General features: G+C 70.5%; 22 protein-coding genes. 14 read left to right on the top strand and 8 right to left on the bottom strand.

What is annotated here, in order from left to right:
• The first annotated feature begins 53 nt into the window (after positions 1-53).
• Both MFF30_RS14960 and bfr read left to right on the top strand, forming a co-directional pair.
• Positions 54-311 (top strand): (2Fe-2S)-binding protein, encoded by a 258-nt coding sequence (locus tag MFF30_RS14960; RefSeq protein WP_082507666.1) that lies wholly within the window; start codon positions 54-56, stop codon positions 309-311.
• Between the two features lie 62 nt (positions 312-373).
• Positions 374-871 (top strand): bacterioferritin, encoded by a 498-nt coding sequence (bfr, locus tag MFF30_RS14955; protein ID WP_238280184.1) that lies wholly within the window; start codon positions 374-376, stop codon positions 869-871.
• Between the two features lie 32 nt (positions 872-903).
• On the opposite strand, the gene MFF30_RS14950 is transcribed toward bfr, so the two are convergent.
• On the bottom strand, positions 904-1,341 hold the full coding sequence (locus tag MFF30_RS14950) for a Uma2 family endonuclease (RefSeq protein ID WP_306424582.1): 438 nt from the start codon (positions 1,339-1,341) through the stop codon (positions 904-906).
• Positions 1,342-1,685: 344 nt separating this feature from the next.
• Here MFF30_RS14950 and ruvB point away from each other — a divergent pair, with 344 nt between their 5' ends.
• The 6 genes from ruvB to tolB all read left to right on the top strand — a co-directional run bounded on the left by ruvB (position 1,686) and on the right by tolB (position 7,797).
• Positions 1,686-2,741, top strand: coding sequence for a Holliday junction branch migration DNA helicase RuvB (ruvB, locus tag MFF30_RS14945; RefSeq protein WP_283205904.1), 1,056 nt, complete (start codon positions 1,686-1,688; stop codon positions 2,739-2,741).
• A 369-nt stretch (positions 2,742-3,110) separates the two neighbouring features.
• Complete coding sequence (gene ybgC / locus MFF30_RS14940) at positions 3,111-3,521, top strand: tol-pal system-associated acyl-CoA thioesterase (protein ID WP_238280231.1); 411 nt, start codon at positions 3,111-3,113, stop codon at positions 3,519-3,521.
• Between the two features lie 190 nt (positions 3,522-3,711).
• Positions 3,712-4,428, top strand: coding sequence for a protein TolQ (gene tolQ, locus MFF30_RS14935; RefSeq protein WP_056465906.1), 717 nt, complete (start codon positions 3,712-3,714; stop codon positions 4,426-4,428).
• Positions 4,429-4,455: 27 nt separating this feature from the next.
• Complete coding sequence (locus tag MFF30_RS14930) at positions 4,456-4,902, top strand: ExbD/TolR family protein (RefSeq protein WP_238280181.1); 447 nt, start codon at positions 4,456-4,458, stop codon at positions 4,900-4,902.
• A 12-nt stretch (positions 4,903-4,914) separates the two neighbouring features.
• Positions 4,915-6,294 carry a cell envelope integrity protein TolA gene (gene tolA / locus MFF30_RS14925; RefSeq protein WP_238280180.1) on the top strand — a complete coding sequence of 460 codons (1,380 nt, stop codon included), beginning with the start codon at positions 4,915-4,917 and terminating at the stop codon, positions 6,292-6,294.
• Positions 6,295-6,432: 138 nt separating this feature from the next.
• Positions 6,433-7,797 carry a Tol-Pal system beta propeller repeat protein TolB gene (gene tolB, locus MFF30_RS14920; protein ID WP_373320912.1) on the top strand — a complete coding sequence of 455 codons (1,365 nt, stop codon included), beginning with the start codon at positions 6,433-6,435 and terminating at the stop codon, positions 7,795-7,797.
• A gap of 24 nt (positions 7,798-7,821) precedes the next feature.
• Here the strand turns inward: tolB and MFF30_RS14915 are convergent, their stop codons facing one another.
• The 6 genes from MFF30_RS14915 to MFF30_RS14890 all read right to left on the bottom strand — a co-directional run bounded on the left by MFF30_RS14915 (position 7,822) and on the right by MFF30_RS14890 (position 15,574).
• Entirely contained in the window at positions 7,822-8,400 is a 579-nt protein-coding gene (locus MFF30_RS14915; RefSeq protein ID WP_238280178.1) for a hypothetical protein, read from the bottom strand.
• Positions 8,401-8,577: 177 nt separating this feature from the next.
• The gene (locus tag MFF30_RS14910) at positions 8,578-9,810 is read right to left on the bottom strand and encodes an MFS transporter (protein ID WP_238280177.1); all 1,233 of its coding nucleotides are present in this window, start codon (positions 9,808-9,810) and stop codon (positions 8,578-8,580) included.
• Positions 9,811-9,854: 44 nt separating this feature from the next.
• Positions 9,855-10,472 carry a redoxin domain-containing protein gene (locus MFF30_RS14905; RefSeq protein ID WP_238280176.1) on the bottom strand — a complete coding sequence of 206 codons (618 nt, stop codon included), beginning with the start codon at positions 10,470-10,472 and terminating at the stop codon, positions 9,855-9,857.
• Positions 10,473-10,475: 3 nt separating this feature from the next.
• Positions 10,476-12,632, bottom strand: coding sequence for a protein-disulfide reductase DsbD family protein (locus MFF30_RS14900; RefSeq protein ID WP_238280175.1), 2,157 nt, complete (start codon positions 12,630-12,632; stop codon positions 10,476-10,478).
• A 153-nt stretch (positions 12,633-12,785) separates the two neighbouring features.
• Positions 12,786-14,612 (bottom strand): aminopeptidase P family protein, encoded by a 1,827-nt coding sequence (locus tag MFF30_RS14895; protein ID WP_238280230.1) that lies wholly within the window; start codon positions 14,610-14,612, stop codon positions 12,786-12,788.
• A 23-nt stretch (positions 14,613-14,635) separates the two neighbouring features.
• On the bottom strand, positions 14,636-15,574 hold the full coding sequence (locus tag MFF30_RS14890) for a 50S ribosomal protein L11 methyltransferase (protein ID WP_238280174.1): 939 nt from the start codon (positions 15,572-15,574) through the stop codon (positions 14,636-14,638).
• A gap of 158 nt (positions 15,575-15,732) precedes the next feature.
• Here MFF30_RS14890 and MFF30_RS14885 point away from each other — a divergent pair, with 158 nt between their 5' ends.
• The 6 genes from MFF30_RS14885 to MFF30_RS14860 all read left to right on the top strand — a co-directional run bounded on the left by MFF30_RS14885 (position 15,733) and on the right by MFF30_RS14860 (position 19,841).
• Positions 15,733-15,936: a hypothetical protein gene (locus MFF30_RS14885; RefSeq protein WP_238280173.1), complete on the top strand. Its 204-nt coding sequence runs from the start codon at positions 15,733-15,735 to the stop codon at positions 15,934-15,936.
• Positions 15,937-15,997: 61 nt separating this feature from the next.
• On the top strand, positions 15,998-16,801 hold the full coding sequence (gene modA / locus MFF30_RS14880; protein WP_373320909.1) for a molybdate ABC transporter substrate-binding protein: 804 nt from the start codon (positions 15,998-16,000) through the stop codon (positions 16,799-16,801).
• 11 nt (positions 16,802-16,812) lie between these two features.
• Positions 16,813-17,511 carry a molybdate ABC transporter permease subunit gene (gene modB / locus MFF30_RS14875; RefSeq protein ID WP_238280172.1) on the top strand — a complete coding sequence of 233 codons (699 nt, stop codon included), beginning with the start codon at positions 16,813-16,815 and terminating at the stop codon, positions 17,509-17,511.
• A 3-nt stretch (positions 17,512-17,514) separates the two neighbouring features.
• Positions 17,515-18,627 carry a molybdenum ABC transporter ATP-binding protein gene (gene modC, locus MFF30_RS14870; protein WP_238280171.1) on the top strand — a complete coding sequence of 371 codons (1,113 nt, stop codon included), beginning with the start codon at positions 17,515-17,517 and terminating at the stop codon, positions 18,625-18,627.
• A 303-nt stretch (positions 18,628-18,930) separates the two neighbouring features.
• Positions 18,931-19,218, top strand: coding sequence for a hypothetical protein (locus MFF30_RS14865; protein WP_238280170.1), 288 nt, complete (start codon positions 18,931-18,933; stop codon positions 19,216-19,218).
• Between the two features lie 215 nt (positions 19,219-19,433).
• On the top strand, positions 19,434-19,841 hold the full coding sequence (locus MFF30_RS14860) for a flagellar biosynthesis repressor FlbT (protein WP_238280169.1): 408 nt from the start codon (positions 19,434-19,436) through the stop codon (positions 19,839-19,841).
• Between the two features lie 89 nt (positions 19,842-19,930).
• Here the strand turns inward: MFF30_RS14860 and MFF30_RS14855 are convergent.
• A partial coding sequence (locus MFF30_RS14855) for a flagellar biosynthesis regulator FlaF (RefSeq protein WP_238280168.1) occupies positions 19,931-20,121 on the bottom strand: 191 nt, incomplete at its 5' end.

The following is a 20,121-nucleotide window of genomic DNA, read 5'->3' as shown; positions in this document are numbered from 1 at the left end:
CCAACTGGCGGCCTCATCCCACGGCACGAGCCTCGCACGCGTCACGGTCCCGCATGATCGTCTGTTCCTGCAACGTCCTGTCCGATCGCGCGGTGCGCGCTTGCCTGCATCGCGGCCCGGATTGTCCTCGCACGCCGGCCCAGGTTCAGGCCTGCCTCGGGTGCAGCCCGAAATGCGGGCGCTGTGCCCGCACCATCCGCGGCATCCTGCAAAACGCCCTCGACGAGGCCGCGCATGCGTGCACCGCGACTTGCGCGAGCTCCTGTAGTTTGGTCAAGGTCCAGACTGCGGAGGAGGGGATCGCCGCCTGAGTGCCCATTCCGGGTGCTGAAGCTCCCCTCCAGCCAAACGTGCCTCAAGGGAGATTGGGCGGATGAAGGGTGATGCGAAGGTCGTCGAGTACCTCAATCGGGGACTGCGCAGCGAGCTCACGGCGGTCAGCCAGTACTGGCTCCATTTCCGCATGCTCAACGATTGGGGATACATCGATCTCGCCAAGTTCTGGCGCAAGGAATCCATCGAAGAGATGCAGCATGCCGATCGCTTCGTCGATCGGATCCTGTTCCTCGACGGCTTCCCGAACCTGCAGGAACTCGATCCCCTGCGGATTGGCCAGAACGTCCAGGAGATCATCGAGTGCGATCTCGCCGCCGAAAACGAGGCGCGCGCGCTCTACCTCGAAGCGGCCAAGTACTGCGACTCGATCAACGACCGCGTGTCGAAGCGCCTGTTCGAGGATCTGGCCGAGGACGAGGAAGGCCATATCGACTTCCTCGAGACGCAGCTGGAGCTGATCTCGCAGATCGGCCTGCCGCTCTACGCGCAGAAGCATATCGGCAGCCTGGAGCCGATCGCGCCGGAAGCCGAGTAAAGTCGCCGCGCCGGGCTTACGGGCCCGGCGCTTCAGGTCTCGAAGACGCGTTGGTAGATCTCGCGCAAGGGCAGGACGACTCTGATCGCTGGCAGTTCGAGCAGGGTATCGAGGCCTTCCAGCACCCTAAACCCGCCCCATTGACCCGCCACGCGATCGTAGACTTCCAGATGGGCCCTGTCCCGCGCCACCAGCACGTAGTGCTGAAGGGACGGAAGACGCTGGTAGACCTGCCATTTCTTGATCCGATCCCGAGCCTCCGTTCCCGGTGAGAGAACCTCGAATAGGACGCTCGGAGTATCGACCGACGTCGCTCCCGGCTCGATATCGCCGCAGACCACGATCACGTCGGGCAGCATCGCCGCGTCGAGGGATCGGCTTTTCATGAAAAACGTTTCGTTGAACGCCTGGCACGATGAGTTGGCGGCATCGAACTGATTGCCAAGGCGACGGGCGATGTTCTGCACGATTCGCGCGTGCTCCTAGCGCGCCCCGACCATCATCCGGACGACGCGTCCGCCGATCAGTTCCCAGCGCTCGTTGCGGGGCTTGTCGGCCAGCAACTCCTCGAAATCGTCGAGAGCCATCCAGTCGAATTCGTGCGATGCACCGCCCACGGCGAGGTCCCCGCGCTTCAGCGGCCGGCCGCCCGCATGGACCCCGTACCGCGATCGGAAAGTAGCGCGAACGGCGCCGTTATGCGACATCGGCCGCGAGAACAGATGATGGACGCGGGCCCCGGCCCCCACCGAGAATCCGTGTGAGCAAACCTCCGAGACCCGCCTCCAAGGCGACGGCGCCGAAATCGCCGACCCTGCATCCGCTGCCCGAATCGCTCCTCACCCCGGAGAAGCGCGAGGACGATCTGGAGCAGTCGATCCGCCCCCTCAACCTGTCCGAGTTCATCGGTCAGCGGGCGGCGCGCGCCAACATGAGCATCTTCATCGAGTCGGCCAAGAAGACCGGCTCGGCCCTCGACCACGTGCTGTTCGTCGGCCCGCCCGGCCTCGGCAAAACCACCCTGGCGCAGATCGTGGCGCGGGAGCTCGGGGTGAACTTCCGCTCCACCTCCGGCCCGGTCATCGCCAAGGCCGGCGACCTCGCGGCCCAACTCACGAACCTGGAAGAGCGCGACGTGCTCTTCATCGACGAGATCCACCGCCTCAACCCGGCAGTGGAGGAGATCCTCTATCCGGCGATGGAGGATTACCAGCTTGACCTCATCATCGGCGAAGGGCCGGCCGCCCGCTCGGTGAAGATCGAGCTGCCGAAATTCACCCTCGTCGGCGCCACCACCCGCGCCGGGCTCCTCACCACCCCCTTGCGCGACCGCTTCGGCATCCCGATCCGCCTGGAATTCTACGACGTCGACGAGCTCGAACTCATCGTCAGCCGGGGCGCTCGGGTGCTTGGCCTCGGCATGTCGCCGGAGGGCGCCAACGAGATCGCCAAGCGGGCACGGGGCACGCCCCGCATCGCCGGACGCCTGCTGCGCCGGGTGCGCGACTTCGCCATCGTGGCCGATGCCCCCACCGTGACCCGCGCCATCGCCGACCGGGCCCTGCAACTCCTCGACGTCGACCCCGCCGGCCTCGACGTGATGGACCGCAAGTACCTCACGATGATCGCCAAATCCTTCAACGGCGGCCCCGTGGGGATCGAGACCATCGCGGCGGCGCTCTCGGAGCCCCGCGACGCCATCGAGGACATCATCGAGCCGTTCCTGATCCAGAAGGGCTTCGTCCAGCGCACCCCGCGCGGGCGCATGCTGACCCCGCACGCCTTCCGGCACATGGGCTTTCCCGAACCGCGCCGCGAGGGGGGCGGCCAGTTCGGCCTGTTCGGCGGCCAGGACGATCCGGAGGCATGAGCGAGCCGCCCGACCCCGCCGCCGGCCGAACGGGCCGGATCACGCGGCGACGCCTGGCGCAGGGGCTCGGGAGCGTCCTCCTGCTCGGAGCCGGCGCCTAAGCCGTGGGCAACGGCCCGATCTCGCTCAAGGTAACGCGGCATCGCAGTCGTCTTCGGCGGCCTCGGGGTGAGCATCGCCCCGGTCCGCCTCGGCGTCACGCCGGAAATCGTGCTGGTTGAGGTTTCGGGGGCGGCCTCCACCTAAGCGGCGTCGTGGATCGGGCCGGGCCCGCTTCGGCCCCGCGTCGGAAGATCGTCGCGCGCCGCCGCCATCCGCCCCACAGGGAGACTCGCCGTGAGCGAAACCGCATCGTCCGGCATCCACACCATGCCGGTCCGGGTCTATTACGAGGACACCGACTTTTCTGGCTTCGTCTATCACGCGAGCTACCTGCGCTTCATGGAGCGCGGGCGCACGGAATTGCTGCGGACCCTGGCGGGCGACCAGTCGGATCTGCACCGGGACGCCGCCGGACTGCATTTCGTCGTGCGCCGGATGGTGATCGACTACGCCAAGCCGGCCCGGATGGACGACCTCCTCGACGTGCTCACCTGGACCGCCGAGATGAAGGGGGCCTCCATGCACCTCGCGCAGGAGGTCCGACGCGGGGGCGAGCGCCTGGTCAAGGCCGAGGTGGTGGTGGCCTGCGTGCGCGACGGCCGCGCGATCCGCCTGCCCGACGGCCTTCGCGCCGCTTTCGGTCGTGCATCCGGGCCCGCTCCCTCAACCAATCCTTAACCCTGACGGGTGCTTAAACTGTCTCACGCAAAGGCATGTCGCACCGCAACCTCGGGACGGCCCGGCCCTTACTTTCGACAGATTCGCAAGCCACTGAGCTTTGAAATACCTCAAGGTTCCGGTTGAAACGCGACGGCCGGACCCCTGGTCCGGCAGCGGCCCCGCCCTGGGTTTTTGCAAGGATGCTGTGATGAACCCAGCCGATGCCATGCAGGCGATGCCGGCCCCCGACATGACGCTGCTCGGGCTGTTCCTGCAGGCCCACTTCGTCGTCAAGGTCGTGATGCTCGGGCTGATCGGCGCCTCGATCTGGTGCTGGTCGATCATCGTCGACAAGACCCTGCTGTTCCGCCGCACCAAGGCCGAGATGGACGCCTTCGAGGAGGCGTTCTGGTCCGGCCGCTCGCTGGAGGAGCTCTACCGCTCATTCAACGACCGGCAGCCGGTGGGGCAGGGCGCCCTGTTCGTGGCCGCGATGCGCGAGTGGAAGCGCTCCTTCGAGGGCTCCGGCCGCCAGATCCAGAGCCTGTCCCAGCGCATCGACAAGGTGCTGGACGTGACGATCCAGCGCGAGGTCGAGCGCCTCGAATCGCGTCTGCTCTTTCTCGCCTCCATCGGTTCGGCCGGTCCCTACATCGGCCTGTTCGGCACGGTCTGGGGCATCATGACCGCCTTCACCTCGATCGCGGCCTCCAAGAATACATCGCTGGCCGTGGTGGCCCCGGGCATCGCCGAGGCACTGTTCGCCACCGCCATCGGGTTGTTCGCCGCCATTCCCGCCGTGCTCGCCTACAACAAGCTGCAATCGACGGTGGCCAAGAACCAGTCGCGCCTCGAGGGCTTCGCCGACGAGTTCTCCGCCATCCTCTCGCGGCAGATCGACGAGCGCCTCTCGCTCGTCGCCTGACCCCATTCCCACACCCGAGGAACGATCATGGGCATGGCCCACGGAGCAGCGCAGGGTGGTGGCGGACGGCGTCGGCGGGGACGCCGGCACGCGGCCATCAACGAGATCAACATGACGCCGTTCATCGACGTCGTGCTCGTGCTGCTGATCGTCTTCATGGTCGCGGCGCCGATGATGACGGTGGGCGTGCCTCTCGACCTGCCGCAATCCAAGGCGAGCCCGCTCAATTCCGACACCAAGCCCGTGACCCTGTCGATCCGCCAGTCGGGCCAGGTCTTCCTCGGCGAGAGCGAACTGTCCGACGACGGCATCGTGCCCAAGCTCACCGAGGCCTCGAAATCCGGGTTCGAGGAGCGCGTCTTCGTGCGCGGCGACAAGCGGGTCGATTACGGCCGGGTCGCGCAGGTGATGGCGATCGTGACCGGTGGCGGCTTCAAGAAGGTCGCCCTGGTCACCGAGCCCGACCAGAAGTAGCGGGCGCCGGTGGTGCGAATTCCCTTCAAGCGCAGTGAACCGGGTGTCTGGGTCTCGGCGGCGACGCATGTGGGCCTGCTGACCGTCGCGCTGCTGTCGGTGGCGGCGCCGGCCCTGCCCGACGCGCAGGAGGGCGTGCCCGTCGAGGTGATGACCGAGCAGCAATATTCGGAGTTGACGAAGGGCGAGCGCAACGCCGACGCGCCGCAGCCCAACGCCAAGCCGCGCGCCGACCGCGTCGCTGAGAAGTTCGAGGAGCGCGAGCCCGAGAACGCCAAGGTCGACGCTCCGGCGCCCCCGAAGCGCCCCGCCGACATGAAGGTGGCGAGCGCCGAAGAGATGCCCCTGCGCTCCAGCGAGCCCGACCCCCAGGAAGCCAAGGCCGAGGCCGCCAAAGCGGAAGCGGCGGAGAAAGCCAAGGCCGAGGCGGCCGAGAAGGCCCAAAAGGCAGCCGCAGCCGCGGAAGCCAAGGCCGCCGCTGCGGCCGAGGCCAAGGCCGCTGCTGCCGCGGAAGCCAAGGCTGCCGCCGCTGAAGCCAAGGCGGCCGCTGCCGCCAAGGCGAAGGCCGAGGCGGTCAAGCGCGAGCAACTCGCCGAACTCATCGAGAAGCAGGAAGCCGAGGCGGAGGCTAAGGCCGAGGCCGCCGCCAAAGCTGAAGCGGCCAAGGCTGAAGCGGCCAAGGCGGAGGCCCGGGCGGAGGCGGCTCGCAAGGCGAAGGCCGAAGCCAAGGCCAAGGCCGACGCGGAGGCCAAGGCGGAGAAGGAGGCCGAAGCCAAGGCGAAAGCCGTCGCCGAGGCCAAGGCCGAAGCGGATGCCGAGGCGAAGGCCCGGGCCGAGGCTGCCGCCAAGGCCAAGGCTGACGCGGCCGCCAAGGCGAAGGCCAAGGCGATGGCCGATGCCAAGGCGAAGGCCGACGCGGAGGCCAAGGCCAAGAAGCAGGCCGAGATTGCCGACAAGTTCAGCGCGGGCGACATCCGCTCGCTGCTCGCCTCGAAGGCGCCGTCACAATCCACCGGCGCCACCGGGCGCGAGGTCCAGCGCACCGCCTCCCTGGGTGCGGCCACCGGCACTGCCCAGCGCCTGTCGCCGTCCCTGCGCGACGCCCTTGTGGGCATGCTCCAGCAGCAGATCGAGCGCTGCTACGTCGCTCCCCCGGGTGCGACGCAAGGGGTGGTTCTGCCGATGCTCGACATCCGCCTGAACCCGGACGGGACGCTGACCACCGAGCCGCGCATCATGCGCGGTGGCGCCAACGCGGTCGACCGTTCCATCGCCGAGGCGGCCCAGCGCGCGGTGCGCCGCTGCGCGCCCTACAAGATCCCGGCCCAGTACGCGCCGTACTACAACGACTGGAAAGCCATCAACGCGGAGTTCGAGTTCTCGCGGGTCTGAAGGCTGCGGTCCCGTCGGGACGGTGCGTGTATCCCCACGCGGCGTCGACCGCGCACGGCGCGGGGCTCCCCTTCTTCCGAATCCACCCTCGATCCTCGCATGCCCACGACCCGCATGCCCACGACCACGGAATCGATCATGCACCCCAGTCTTTCCAAGGGCCGGACTTCCAAGGGCCTGACTTCCAAGGGCCGGACCTCGAAGGGCCTGACGTCGCTCCTCGCGCTCCTGGCCCTCGTCCTGCTCGGCCTCACCCCGGCCACGGCGCAGCTGAACCTGCGCATCGGCGGCGGGTCGTTCCAGCCGATGCCGATCGCGGTCACGGATTTCTCCGGCGATCCGAGCCTCGGGCTCCTCGTCTCCAGCGTGGTCACGAACAACCTGCGCCGCTCGGGCTACTTCACCCCCGTGGAGAAGGCGAAGTTCCCCGAGGCGCCGGGCTTCGATGCGGTGCCGGGCTTCGACAAGTGGAAGGCGGCCGGCGTGCAGGCCCTGATCACCGGCCGCGTCGCGCGCGACGCCTCGGGCAAGCTCAAGGTCGAGTTCCGCCTCTGGGACGTGACCTCGGGCCAGCAGATGACGGGCCAGCAATACGGCACCGATCCGGCCAATGCGCGCCGCACCGGCCACCTCATCTCGGACGCGGTCTACACCAAGATCACCGGCCTCGGCCCCTGGTTCGACAGCCGCATCGCCTTCGTGGACGAGTCCGGCTCCAAGGAGAACCGGCGCAAGCGCCTGATGGTGATGGACCAGGACGGCGCCAACGTGCGTGCGCTCACGAACGGCGAGAACGCCGTGGTCGCGCCGCGCTACTCGCCGGCGACCCAGGACATCGCCTTCATGACCCAGACCACCGGCCAGCAGCCGCGCATCCAGGTCATCAACCTCGAGACCGGCGGGCGCCAGGCGCTGGGCAAGTCCGACTCGATGAGCACCAGCCCGCGCTTCTCGCCCGATGGCCGCCGCCTCGTGATGAGCGTGCAGCAGGGCGGCAACGCCGACATCGTCATCATGGATCTGGCCTCGAAGGCGCAGACGCCGATCACCAACGGCAACGCCATCGACACCTCGCCGACCTTCTCGCCGGACGGCAGCCAGATCGTGTTCGAATCGGATCGCGGCGGCTCGCAGCAGATCTACGTCATGAGCGCGTCGGGCTCGACGCCGACCCGCATCTCCTTCGGCGAGGGCTCGGCCTCGCAGCCGGCCTGGTCGCCGCGCGGCGACCTCATCGCCTTCACCCGCCAGCGCAAGGGCGGCTTTGCCATCTGCGTGATGAAGCCGGACGGCTCGGGCGAGCGCGTCCTCACGGAAGGCTTCCACAACGAGGGGCCGACCTTCGCGCCGAACGGCCAGTACGTGCTGTTCTTCCGCGATCCGGGCGGCCAGGGCGGCGGCAAGCTCTACATGGTCGACATCACCGGCAAGGTGGAGCAGCCGGTGCCGACCCCGTCCTACGCTTCGGACCCGACCTGGTCGCCGCTGCTGTCGGGGAAGTAGAAACCGCCGAGCGCGGCGGCAGCCTCAGCCGCGCTCGTAGCCAGTGGTTCGGCGAACGAAGCTGAAAGCCGAACTCAGCGATGCGCCGGCGGCACCGGTCACGGCCTGAACGGCGCCGACGGCCGCCTGGGCCGCATCGCTCGCTGTCGTCGTCAGGGACGAATCCGCGTGTCCCGTCCCGTCGACCGGCTGGGACACGCGTTGTGCGGCCCGCGCGAACCCCCGTCGCAGCACCTCCCGATCGTTGCTGATCAGCGCCGGGAGCCGCGGGTCGGCCAGGGCGATCAACAGATCTCCCGCCTGGAACGTGATCTCCAGCAGCGTCTGAGGTTGCGATTCCTCGGCCGAGACCGACGTCAGGGCGGTCGCGGCGAGCAGCGCCGTTCCGCTCAGGTCGATGTTCGAGGCAAGGGCAAGGCTTCCCTTCAGGCCTTCGAGAACCTGCCCGCCCCAGTTCCGGGCGCCCGCAACGTCTCCGTGGGCCTCCACGGTCAGAATGCTCTCGACCGAGCGCTCGACACCGTCCGGGCTGGTCAGAACCCCGGCCTGATACGTGCCCCGGCCCTTGCCGCAGTTCCCCGCAACCACCTTGATGTCGGCCATCGCATCCTCCCGCGGTATTTCTACCTCTGCGTGCAGGCGGCTGTCATGCACAAAAGCTTGGCCTTGTCGGAGCAATGCGTCGGAGACGGGACGTTGCGAACCTGACCAAGTCCTTGCTGCGGAACGTTTTATCCCTCGCGGACCACGCACCTGCCGCGAGAGGGATTATCCCGCGCCTCACTCCGCCGGCACGAGCCGGTCCCGTGCCCGCAGCGCGGGAAACACCCGGCCCCACAGGGCCGCGACCAGCAGGGTGGCGAGGCCGCCGGCCACCACCGCCGGGACGGCGCCGATCAGGGCCGCGAGGGTGCCGGATTCGAACTCGCCGAGCTCGTTCGAAGCGCCGATGAAGACCGAGTTCACCGCCGAGACCCGGCCGCGCATCGCATCCGGCGTCTCGCCCTGGACGAAGGTCTGGCGCACGAACACGCTGATCATGTCGGCCGCACCCGTGACGAACAGGCAGGCCATGGACAGGGGCAGGGAGGTCGAGAGACCGAAGCCCACCGTGGCGAGGCCGAAGAGGCCCACGGCCTGGAGCATGCGCAGGCCGGCATGGCGTTGCAGCGGCCAGTAGGCCAGCGCGATCGCGGTGAGCACAGCCCCGGCCGCCGGCATGCTGCGCAGGACGCCGAGGCCGAGGGGGCCGACATGCAGCACCTCGGCCGCGAAGATCGGCAGGAGCGCGGTGGCGCCGCCCAGCAGCACCGCCACGAGATCGAGGCTGATCGCGCCCAGCACCACGGGATGCGTGCGGATGTAGGTCAGCCCGGCCGAGAGGGTCTCCCAGGTCACGGGCGGGCGCTCGGTGACGGGGGCGGGGCGAAAGCGGATCGCCAGGATGAGGGCGCTGGCGAGCGCGAAGCTCGCGGCGGCCGCGCCGAAGACCACCGCCGGCCCGAGGGCGTAGAGGAAGCCACCGGTGGCCGGGCCGAGGATCGAGGCACTTTGCCAGAGCGAGGCGTTCCAGGCGATGGCCGGCCCGAACAGGGTCCGGGGCACCAGGGTCGGCAGCAGGGCCTGCAGGGCCGGGTTGGCGAAGGCGCGGCCGGTGCCGATCACGACCACGAGCAGATAGATCGGCCACAGGGTCGTGGTGCCGAGGTAGGCGGCCACCAGCAGGCCGAGATCGGCCAGTGCCAGGGTCGCGTAGGCCAGGGCTGCGACGAGGCGCCGGTCGTAGGTGTCGGCGACGTGGCCCGTCACCAGGGCCGAGAGCATGGCGGGCAGGAAGCTCGCCAGGCCCACGAGGCCAAGGGCGAGGGCCGAGCGGGTGATATCGTAGACGAACCACCCCACCGCCACCGCCTGCATCTGGAAGGCGAGGCCGGTGAGGAACCGGGCCGATCCGAAGAGGCGGAAGTCCCCGTTGCGGAAGACGGTCCAGCGCGGCGCGGCATCGGTGCTCATCCCGCCGTGCTGCGGCAGCGCGATTTCCGCGTCAAGCGCAAGGATTACGAGGCGTACTTGACCGTGCAGCCATAGGGCTTGGCCGTCCGCACCGTGACGGGCTTCCCGGCGGCGAGCTCGGTCAGGGCCGCCTCGACGTGGTTTCGGGCCGTCTTGAGGTCGGCGGGATCGGCCGAGGGCTTGTCGTCGATGCCGCCCTGGTAAGCGAGGGTGCCGTCCGGGGTGATGACAAACATGTGCGGGGTCGTCTTCGCGTCGTAGGCCCGGCCGATGGTCCCGGTGGGATCGAGGAGTACGGCGCTGGGCGCGGCGTCCCGGGTCTTCGTCAGGCGGTTGGCCTCCGCTCCGTCGACGGCGCCCTGCTCGCCCGGCGCCGAAGAGATCACGCTGAGCCAGACCACGCCCTGGCCGGTCCATTTCTTCTGCAACGCCTGCATGGCGTGGGCGCCGTAATGCTTCATCACGAAGGGGCAGTCGTGGTTGGTCCATTCGAGGACGACCGTCTTGCCGGCATAATCCGAGAGCCGGACCGTGCGGCCGTCGGAATCCTGGGCGCTGAAGGCGGGCGCGGGCTTGCCCACCTGCGGGCCGGCGGCCAGGGCGGGGAAGGCCAGGATCGCCGCGAGGCTCGCAGCGAGGAGGCGGCGGCGGGTCTGGGGCATCGGCTATCGCTCCGGGGTCAGGGCGGCGCTTCGGTCCGTGGCCGCCAGGGGTACCGCCTGCAGGGCCTCCATCACCAGGCTGGGGGTCAGGATCTGGGGCAGGACCGCGGGCTCGCCGGAACCGGCATAGAGGAGGTAGAGCGGCACGCCGCTGCGGCCATGGCGCTCCAGCAGGCGGGTGATCTCGGGGTTCTGGTTGGTCCAGTCGCCCTTGAGATAGGTGATGCCCCGGGCCTTCAGGCCGTCCTGGACCGTCTCGGAGCGCAGGGCCGCGCGCTCGTTGACCTGACAGGTGATGCACCACGCCGCGGTCATGTTCACGAAGACCGGCTTGCCCTGCGCCAGGAGCCCGTCGAGGCGCGCCTGGGTGAAGGCGCCGGCATCGGCCTGCGCGGCCCCGGCCCGGTCCCGGTCGAGGCCGAGGGTGAGGACCGCGAGGGCGGCCAGCGCCGCCACGGCGGTGCCGCGCGCGATCCAGGTGCCGGACGGGCCGGCGCCGTGCCCGCGCTCCCAGGCCCAGGCGGCGAGGCCGACCAGCACGAGGCCCACCAGGGCGGCGAGCAGCCCGGCCGAGCCGACCTGCTGCGACAGCACCCAGACCAGCCAGGCCACGGTGGCGTAGATCGGGAAGGCGAGGGCCCCCTTCAGGGTGTCCATCCAGGCCCCGGGCCGGGGCAGCCGCCGCAGGGCCGCCGGCCAGATCGTCAGCGCGAGGAAGGGCAGGGCGAGGCCGAGGCCGAGGCTCGCGAAGACGGCGAGGCTCACGCCGGCCTCCTGCGTCAGGGCGAAGCCCACCGCAGAACCCATGAAGGGGGCGGTGCAGGGGGTGGCCACCACGGTGGCGAGCACCCCGGTGAAGAACGAGCCCTCCAGGCCCGCCCGCCGGGTCAGGCCGTCGCCGAGGCCCGCGATACCGGCGCCGAGATGCACGACGCCCGACAGGCTGAGGCCCATGGCGAACAGGAGGTAGGCGAGGCCCGCCACCACCAGGGGCGATTGCAGCTGGAAGCCCCAGCCAATTCCGGCGCCCGCGCCCTTCAGGGCGATGAGCAGGCTCGCGAGCGCCAGGAAGGACGCGAGCACGCCGGCCGTATAGGCAAGCCCGTGCAGCCGGACGCGCCCCGCCGGTTCGCCGGAATGCGACACGAGGCTGAGCACCTTGATCGACAGGACCGGGAAAACGCAGGGCATCAGGTTGAGGAGAAGGCCGCCCAGGAAGGCGAGGCCGGCCGCGCTCCACAGGGTCAGGCTCTCGTCCGGGGCCTGAACCACTACCGGGGCCGACGGGGCGGCGGAAGCGGTGGCGGCGACGGCCGCGCCCGGGGCCTCTCCGATGGCGTAGGCGCGGCGCACGGGGCCGTCCGGCGTCGCCTCCTCGAAGGTGAGCACCCCCGGCAGGGTCGCGGGCGCCGCCTCGGTGCTGTCGCCGCGGGCGAGATCGATGTGCAGGCCGTCCGCGTCGCTGCGCGCCTCCTGGGCCGCGGCGTTCTCGATGGCGGTCTCCGCATAGGGGAAGTAGGCGACGGAGGACGCCGCGAGCCCCGGGGGCACGGCGAGATGCACCTGCAGGCGCCCGTTCTCGGCGCCGTAGCGCACCGGCCAGGGGGCGGGCACCGGCAGGGCCGCGCGGGCCGCCTCGAACAGCATCATCGATCCGGGTACGACCCCCGTGCTGCTGCCGCCCTGCGCCACCGGCAGCGTCAAGCGCAGGTCGGCCGAGCCCGGCACGCATTCGCGCTCGCAGACGAGGTAGGTCAGCTTGGCCTGGAGCGTCACCGCCTTACCGGGTGCCAGCGTGGCCGGCGGGGTCATCTCCGCGAGCAGAACGGCTTCGCCCTCGTAGCCGAAATTCATCAGGTGCGCGACGGGGATGCGGCTCGGGACCGGCCACTGGATCGCCCCCGCCGAGAACCCGGCCGGCAGCGTCCAGGCGACCTCCGGGGCGAGGCCGGAATCGCCGGGATTGCGCCAGTAGACGTGCCAGTGCGGTCGCATCACCATGCGGATGGCGACCGTGAAGGGCTCGCCGGGCCGGATCGCGGAGGGCTCCCCGACGAGGCTCGCCTTGACGAGGTCGGCCGGCACCTTGAAGCCCTGCGCGGAGGCTGTGGGGAGAGAGAGGCCGAAGAGCGCGAGCGCCAGGGCGAGTAGCCGGATCATCGAGTCCCGTTCGGTGCTGGAAGCGCGCAGGTTACGTCCGTTCCGAGGGAGCGCAAAGCCCCGAAGCCGCGAGATCTCGCCTCCCCGCCTTTGCGCTTCTCCGGATGCCCCAGGATGGTCGCGAGGAACACCCGGCGCTCCGGCCGGGCCGGGTCAGACCGTCGCCACCATCGGCCGGGTCGCCGCTTCGAGCCAGGCCCGCGTCGCCGGGTCGAGGTCCGGCCCCAGGGCCTCCCGGACGCGGGCATGGTAGGCGTCGATCCAGGCCATCTCCTCCGGGCTCAGGAGGTCGGGCCGGATCAGGCGGCGGTCGAAGGGAGCGAGGGTCAGGGTCTCGAACCCGAGCATCGGGCGCTCGCCGCCGGGCACTTCGCGGGGCTCGACGACGACGAGGTTCTCCAGCCGGATGCCGTAGGCGCCGGGCTTGTAGTAGCCCGGCTCGTTCGAGAGGATCATGCCCGGCTCGAGGGCGACCGTCCCGGTCTTGGCGATGCGCTGCGGCCCCTCGTGCACCGACAGGAAGGACCCGACGCCGTGGCCGGTGCCGTGGTCGAAGTCGAGCCCGGCCTCCCAGAGCGGCAGGCGGGCGAAAGCATCGATCTGAGCCCCCGTGGTCCCCTTGGGGAACACCGCTCGGGCGATGCCGATATGCCCCCGGAGCACGCGGGTGAAATGATCGCGCATCGCCTCGGAGGGCGTGCCGATCGCCACCGTGCGGGTGATGTCGGTGGTACCGTCGGCGTATTGCGCCCCGGAATCCACGAGGAACAGCTCGCCGGGCCGGATCTGCCGGTCGGTCTCCCGGCTGACCCGGTAGTGGACGATGGCGCCGTTGGCGCCGCTGCCCGAGATCGTCGGGAAGGAGACGTCGCGCAGCAGGCCGCCCTCGGCGCGAAAATCCTCCAGGGCCTCCACGGCGGCGATCTCGGTCAGCGTCTCGCCCTGGGCATCGAGCCAGGCGAGGAAGCGAGTGACCGCGACGCCATCGCGAAAATGGGCGGCACGGGTGCCGGCGATCTCGGCCGGGTTCTTGACCGCCTTCATGGCGGTGATCGGATCGGGGCCGAGATCGGCGACGCCGCCGGCCGCCTCGACGTGCTGCTTGAGGGCGAAGGCGGCCGTGGCGGCGTCGAGGCGCAGGCGCGCGGCGTTCGCCGCCTGGGCCGCGAGGCCGTCCGCGAAGGCGGCGCGCGGATGCAGATCGGCCAGGGGCGCCAGGGCTTCGCGCAACTCCGGGCTCAGGTTCGGTGAGGTCAGGTAGAGGGCGGTGCGGCCCGTGCGCGGCACCAGCGCGTAGCCGAGCGCCAGGGGCGTATGGGCCACGTCGCCGCCGCGCAGGTTGAACGCCCAGGCGAGGTTGTGCGGATCGGAGATCACCAGGGCTGCATCGTCCGCCTCGGCCAACGCCGCCCGGATGCGGCCGAGCTTGTCCCCGGTGGACTCGCCGGCCAGGTCCGGCGGATGGGCGACGACGGCCCCCGCCGGCGGCTCCGGCCGGTCGGTCCAGACCGCGTCGACGGGGTTGCGATCCACCGCCTGCAGGCGCGCGCCGGCCTTGGCCACCGCGCGCTCCAGGCGCGCCACGCTGTCGGGGGTGTGCAGCCAGGGATCGTAGGCCAGGACCTGCCCGGGCTTGATGTGGGCGCCGATCCAGGCCGCCACGCTGGTCTCGGCGAGCGGCACCGGGGTGATGACGGCAGTGTCGACCTGGGCCGGAGCCTGAAGAGTGTAGCGCCCGTCGACCACGAGGGCGGCCTTCTCGGCCAGGATCACGGCGGTGCCGGCCGAGCCGGTGAAGCCCGTGAGCCAGGCGAGGCGCTCGGCCTGGGGCGGCACGTACTCGGACTGGTGCTCGTCGGCGCGGGGCACCACGAAACCGTCGAGCCCGGCCTGTGCCAGGGCGTCGCGCAGGGCCCGGATGCGGGCGGCCCCCTGGCGGTGGCTCGGATCGTCGAAGGTCTGGAAGCGGGCGCGGGTCATGGCGCTCAAGCGTTACGCCGGGCTCAGAAGGGCCGCAACCGCGCCCGGCGCGGGCGCGCCGCCGCGCCGCCGCGCTTCAGCACCAGCGTGGCCCAGCCCTCGATCAGCCCGTGCCGGGCGAGGTGGAAGCCGCGATGCCGGTAGGTGGAGAGCACGCCCGGAACGTCGCGCTCGATGAGGCCGGAGAGGATCAGCACGCCGTGATCGGCGACGACCGCCGTCAGCGACGGGGCCAGCCCCTTCAGGGGCCGCGCCAGAATGTTGGCGAAGACCACGTCGAAGCGGCGCGGCCGGTCGGCCAGGGAGTGGCGCACGCCCGGCCCCTGGTAGAGCCGGAGCACCGGGCCGAGGCCGTTGAGGCGGGCATTGCCGATGGCGGTGGTCACCGCCTCCGGGTCGAGGTCGCCGGCGACGACCGAGGTGTGCAGGTATTTGGCCGCCGCGAAGGCGAGGATGCCGGTGCCGGTGCCGACGTCGAGCACGTGGGCCGGACGCCCCTGCTTGAGGATGTTCGCGAAGGCCCGGAGGCAGCCGAGCGTGGTGCCGTGATGGCCGGTGCCGAAGGCGAGCGCGGCCTCGATCTCGATGGCGAGGTCGTTGGCCCGGACCGTGTCGCGGTCGTGGCTGCCGTGGACGAGGAAACGGCCCGCCCGCACCGGCTTCAATCCCTCCAGCGAGGCGCGCACCCAATCCTGCTGGTCGATGGTCTCGAAGGTGGCGACGTCCGCCTGCGCGCCGACCACGGGGCGGATCAGGTCGCGGATCATGTCCTCATCGGGCGCGTCCGCGAAATAGGCTTCGAGCCGCCAGGTCCGGCCGTCCTCCGCCTCGAAGGCGGCCACCGCCGTCTGGGTCGGGTCGAACATCTCGCCGAGGAGGTCGGTCATCGCGCGTGCCGAGCCCTCGTCTGTGAGGAGGCGCAGCACATGGGTCGGGCGGTGGGGAGGCAGGCCTTCGAGCATGGTCGGGGCTCTATCATCCGCGCGACCCTGCCGCCACCACGCATCCGCGACCTCCCGCCGCCACGCTGCGCTCTAGCTTGACCGGAACGGAATGGCGGGAGCCGCGTTTGTGGTGGCTTCTCCCGCCTCATTTCGATGTCGGAGCGTGCGTTGTGCGTATGAAAATCAGAAGAACCGGCGGTCGAACGCCGGTCGTCCTCGCAGGAAAGTCCAAGGCCCGCCGGCGCCTCGCGCGCGAGCGCGGGATCTTTTCGGATGCCGACACCCTGACGGGACCGATGCCGGGGCCGATGCTCGTCCTTCTCAGCCGCCTGCACCGCTCCGAGCGTCCGCCCCTCGACGACGAAGAGCGCGGGGCCTGATCGCATCGGCGCCGATCCGTGCTATGGCGGGCGCTCCGGCAGAAAATGTAAGAGCAGGGCGATGAATCAGACGAGACGGATGTTGCTCGGCGCGGTTCTGGGCGTGGTGGCCGGCCTCGGGCTCGCCCGGGGCATCGCGCCGGCGCAGGCCGAATCGCCCGTGGTGGTGTTCGCGGCCGCCAGCCTGAAGAACGCCCTCGACGAGGCGAGCGCCGCTTGGACGAAGGAGACGGGCAAGACCGCCCGGATCTCCTACGCGGCTTCCAGCGCGCTGGCCAAGCAGATCGAGGCCGGTGCGCCGGCCGACCTGTTCGTCTCCGCCGACCTCGCCTGGATGGATTACGTGGCGGGCAAGGACGGCTTGAAGCCCGGCACCCGCTCGAACCTCTTGCGCAACGCCCTCGTGCTGATCGCCCCCAAGGATTCGTCCCTGGCCGTCGATCTCAAGCCCAGCCTCGACCTCTCCAAGGCCCTGGGCGACGGGCGCATCGCCATGGGCAACGTCGAGGCGGTGCCGGCCGGCAAGTACGGCAAGGCGGCCCTCGAGCATCTCGGCGCCTGGGAGGGCGTGAAGGGCCGGGTTGCGCAGGCCGAGAACGTGCGCGCCGCGCTCCTCCTGGTGGCGCGGGGCGAGGTGCCGCTCGGCATCGTCTACGCCACCGACGCGGTCTCCGACCCGAGCGTCCGCGTGCTCGCCACCTTCCCGGCCGACAGCCATCCGCCGGTGATCTACCCGGTTGCGCTGACCCGGGACTCGACCAACCCCGACGCGGCAGCGCTGCTGGCCTATCTGCGCAGCCCCACCGCCCGGGTGTTCTTCGAGCGCCAGGGTTTCACGGTGATCGGCGCCGAGAACCGGACCTGACCTTCGCGGGCATGAGCCCCCTCGGCCTGACCCCGGACGAGTGGACGGCCATCGTCCTCAGCCTGCGCGTGGCCGGTGTGGCGACGCTGGCGAGCCTCGTCCCGGGTCTCGCAGTCGCCTGGCTCCTGGCGCGAAAGCGCTTTCCCGGCCGCTCGCTCCTGGACGGGCTCGTGCATCTGCCGCTTATCCTTCCGCCGGTGGTGACGGGTTACCTTCTGCTCCTCGCCTTCGGCCGGCGCGGAACCTTCGGTGCGGCACTGGCCGAACTCGGCATCGTGTTATCCTTCCGCTGGACCGGCGCTGCACTCGCCTGTGCGGTGATGGGCTTCCCCCTGATGGTGCGGGCGATGCGCCTCTCCCTGGAGGCGGTGGATGCCCGCCTGGAGCAGGCCGCCGCCACGCTGGGCGCCGGACCGCTCGCGGTCTTTCTCACTGTGACCCTGCCGCTGGCGTTGCCGGGTGTGCTCGCGGGCGCCGTCCTGGCCTTCGCCAAGGCGATGGGTGAGTTCGGCGCGACCATCACCTTCGTGTCGAACATCCCCGGCGAGACCCAGACCCTCCCCTCCGCGATCTACACCCTGACCCAGGTGCCGGGCGGCGAGGCAGGCGCCCTGCGCCTCACCCTGGTCTCGGTGGCGCTCTCGATGGCCGCGTTGCTCGTCTCGGAACTCCTCGCCCGGCGCCTCGGGCGCCGGCTCGGCGCGGGCTGAGGCATGGCGATCACCGTCGACCTCGCCCTTGTGCGCGGCGCGTTCCATCTCGACGTGCGCTTCGCTGCCCCCGGCGGCCTCACCGCCCTGTTCGGGCGCTCGGGCTCCGGCAAGTCCACGGTCATCGCCTGCATGGCGGGGCTCGCGCGGCCGGACCGGGGGCGGATCGCCCTCGGCGACGAGACCCTGCTCGACACGGAGCGCGGCCTGCACGTGCCCGCCCATCGCCGCCGCATCGGCACGGTGTTCCAGGAAGCGCGGCTGATGCCCCACCTCTCGGTGCGACAGAACCTCGCCTATGGGCGCTGGTTCGCCCGGGGACGCGGGGACGCCGCCGGGCTGGAGCCGGAGGCGGTGATCGCGCTCCTGGGCATCGGCCATCTCCTCGACCGGCGCCCCGCCGGCCTCTCGGGCGGCGAGGGTCAGCGGGTGGCGATCGGCCGGGCGCTGCTGTCGCGACCCCGCCTGCTTCTCATGGACGAGCCCCTCGCCGCCCTCGATGCCGAGCGCAAGGCCGAGATCCTGCCTCTGATCGAGCGCCTGCGCGACGCGGCCGGCATCCCCATCGTGTATGTCAGTCACGCGGTCTCCGAGGTGGCGCGCCTCGCCGACACCATCGTGGTGCTGGAGGAGGGCCGGGTCGCCGCCGCCGGACCCGCCGAGGCGATCCTGCGCCGGGGCGATCTCGGAGCGTTCCATGCAGCGGAGGCCGGCGCGCTCCTCGACATGGTGGTGGAGGCCGAAGCCCCGTCCGCGGACCTGACCCGGCTTTCCGGCCGAGCCGGGCAACTCCTGGTGCCCCGCATCGCGCTGGCCCCCGGCACTGCCGTGCGGGTCCACGTGCCGGCGCGGGACGTGCTCCTCGCCCTCGAAGCGCCGGTGGGCCTGAGCGCCCGCAACCGCCTCGCCGGGCGGGTGCGCGGCCTCGCTCCCCTCGCCGAAGGTACGATGCTGGTGGAGGTCGACTGCAACGGCGCGGTGCTGGCCGCCCGCCTGACCCGCGCCGCCGCCGAGGAACTCGGCCTCGTGCCCGGCACGCCGGTCTTTGCCGTCATCAAGAGCGTGGCCTTCGATCCTCACGGGGTCGGACGCGGCGCGCCGGCCATCGACATCTGACGTGCATCGCCGGTCTTTCCCAGGGGGTGGAGATTTCGACGAAGCGCAATCGTTAAAAAACGATCCTTTCTTTTGATGGTTCGTTCCGAACGTTGCGCAGAATGGGCCGCGCCTGCCCCAAACCTTAAGATCCGATTCACGTCCCATGTCTTGTCTGGTCACAAATTCAACCGTCGACCACGCGAGCGTGCGATGTACATTCCCAGCCTAGGCCCTGCGCCGCCCGTCCGCGCCACCGGCGCGACGCCCGCCCCCATCCCGCCGGTACGGCCCGTCTCGGCACCCGCACCCCTGACGCCGGCCGTGCAGGTCGATATCCGGGATCGTGAGAGGGCGAACGATCCCCGCACTGGGACCGCACCGACATCCGAACGCGCCGATGATTCCCGCAGCCCCGTCGTCGTCGCGCTCGAGCCCCGCATCCGGATCGATCGCGACACCGAAGCGGTCGTCTACCAGGAGGTAGATCCCGGGTCGGGCGATGTCGTGATGCAGCTGCCCGATCCGGTCGTACTCAAGACCCGCGCCTACGCGGAGGCTGCCGAGGCCCGCGCCCGGCCGTCAGCCCATCCCGTCGACCGCACCGCCTGACGCGCGGGACGGCACCGACCCCGGGGACAGGTCCCGGTCCTGCCCCGCGAGCGGGCTGCGGCCAACGCGACCGCCGTGGCTGGGCCGTGACGCCGCGAGATCCCGCTGCCCCGTGAATGGTATCAAGGCCTTAGCCGCCTGCGGCCGGGGTGCTTCACGATCCGTTAACTCTGTTCGGCGAAGACGGAGTGCCGTACCGCGTTTCGAGATCCGCAATGCCCCTGAAGATCGAACTCAAGCCGGGGGAACGCCTGCTCATCGGAGGCGCCGCGATCCGCAACGGGCCGCGCCGGTCGAGCTTCGTCATCGAGACGATGACGAACTTCCTGCGCGGCAGCGACATCATCTCTGAGAGTGAAGCCGATACGGCCTGCAAGCGGCTCTACCTCACCCTGACGGTGCTCTACCTCGCGGAGCCGACCGTGGAGGCGGAGGACCTGTTCGTGCGTCAGGCCAACGCCCTGATGGAAGCCGCGCCCAGCATGGCACCCTACCTGCGCGACATCCACGACCTGCTCGCGGACGGGGAGCGCTACCGGGCGCTCAAGTGCTGCCGGGACCTCATCCAGTACGAGCAGAGCCTGACCGAGCGGCTGAGCGCGCCCGCGGCTTCAATGCCCTGAGCAATCACGGAGACACCCGCCACGCGCGAGAGCGGCGGGCTTATCCCGGGGGGGCTCGTTCGGCGAGCCGGAACGGCGCCGCGCCCGGCCTACTGGCGCAGGCCGGCGGCGATGTTCTGGTTGATGCTGATGAGGGCCGTGAGCTTCTCGGCGCTCGGCTCGATCAGCGTGTCGATCATCCGCTTGAAGATGAAGGTGGAGAGTTCGGCGATGCTGGTCTTGATCTCGGCGGGCAGCGGGCTCTCGGGTGCGGTCGCCGCGCCCGAGAGCCCGCTGCCCG

Source organism: Methylobacterium goesingense, assembly GCF_022179225.1.
In the GTDB taxonomy this organism is placed as follows: Bacteria; Pseudomonadota; Alphaproteobacteria; order Rhizobiales; family Beijerinckiaceae; genus Methylobacterium; species Methylobacterium goesingense.
The sequence above is the reverse complement of the archived record's forward strand: the minus strand, read 5'-3'. Positions and strand labels throughout refer to the sequence as shown.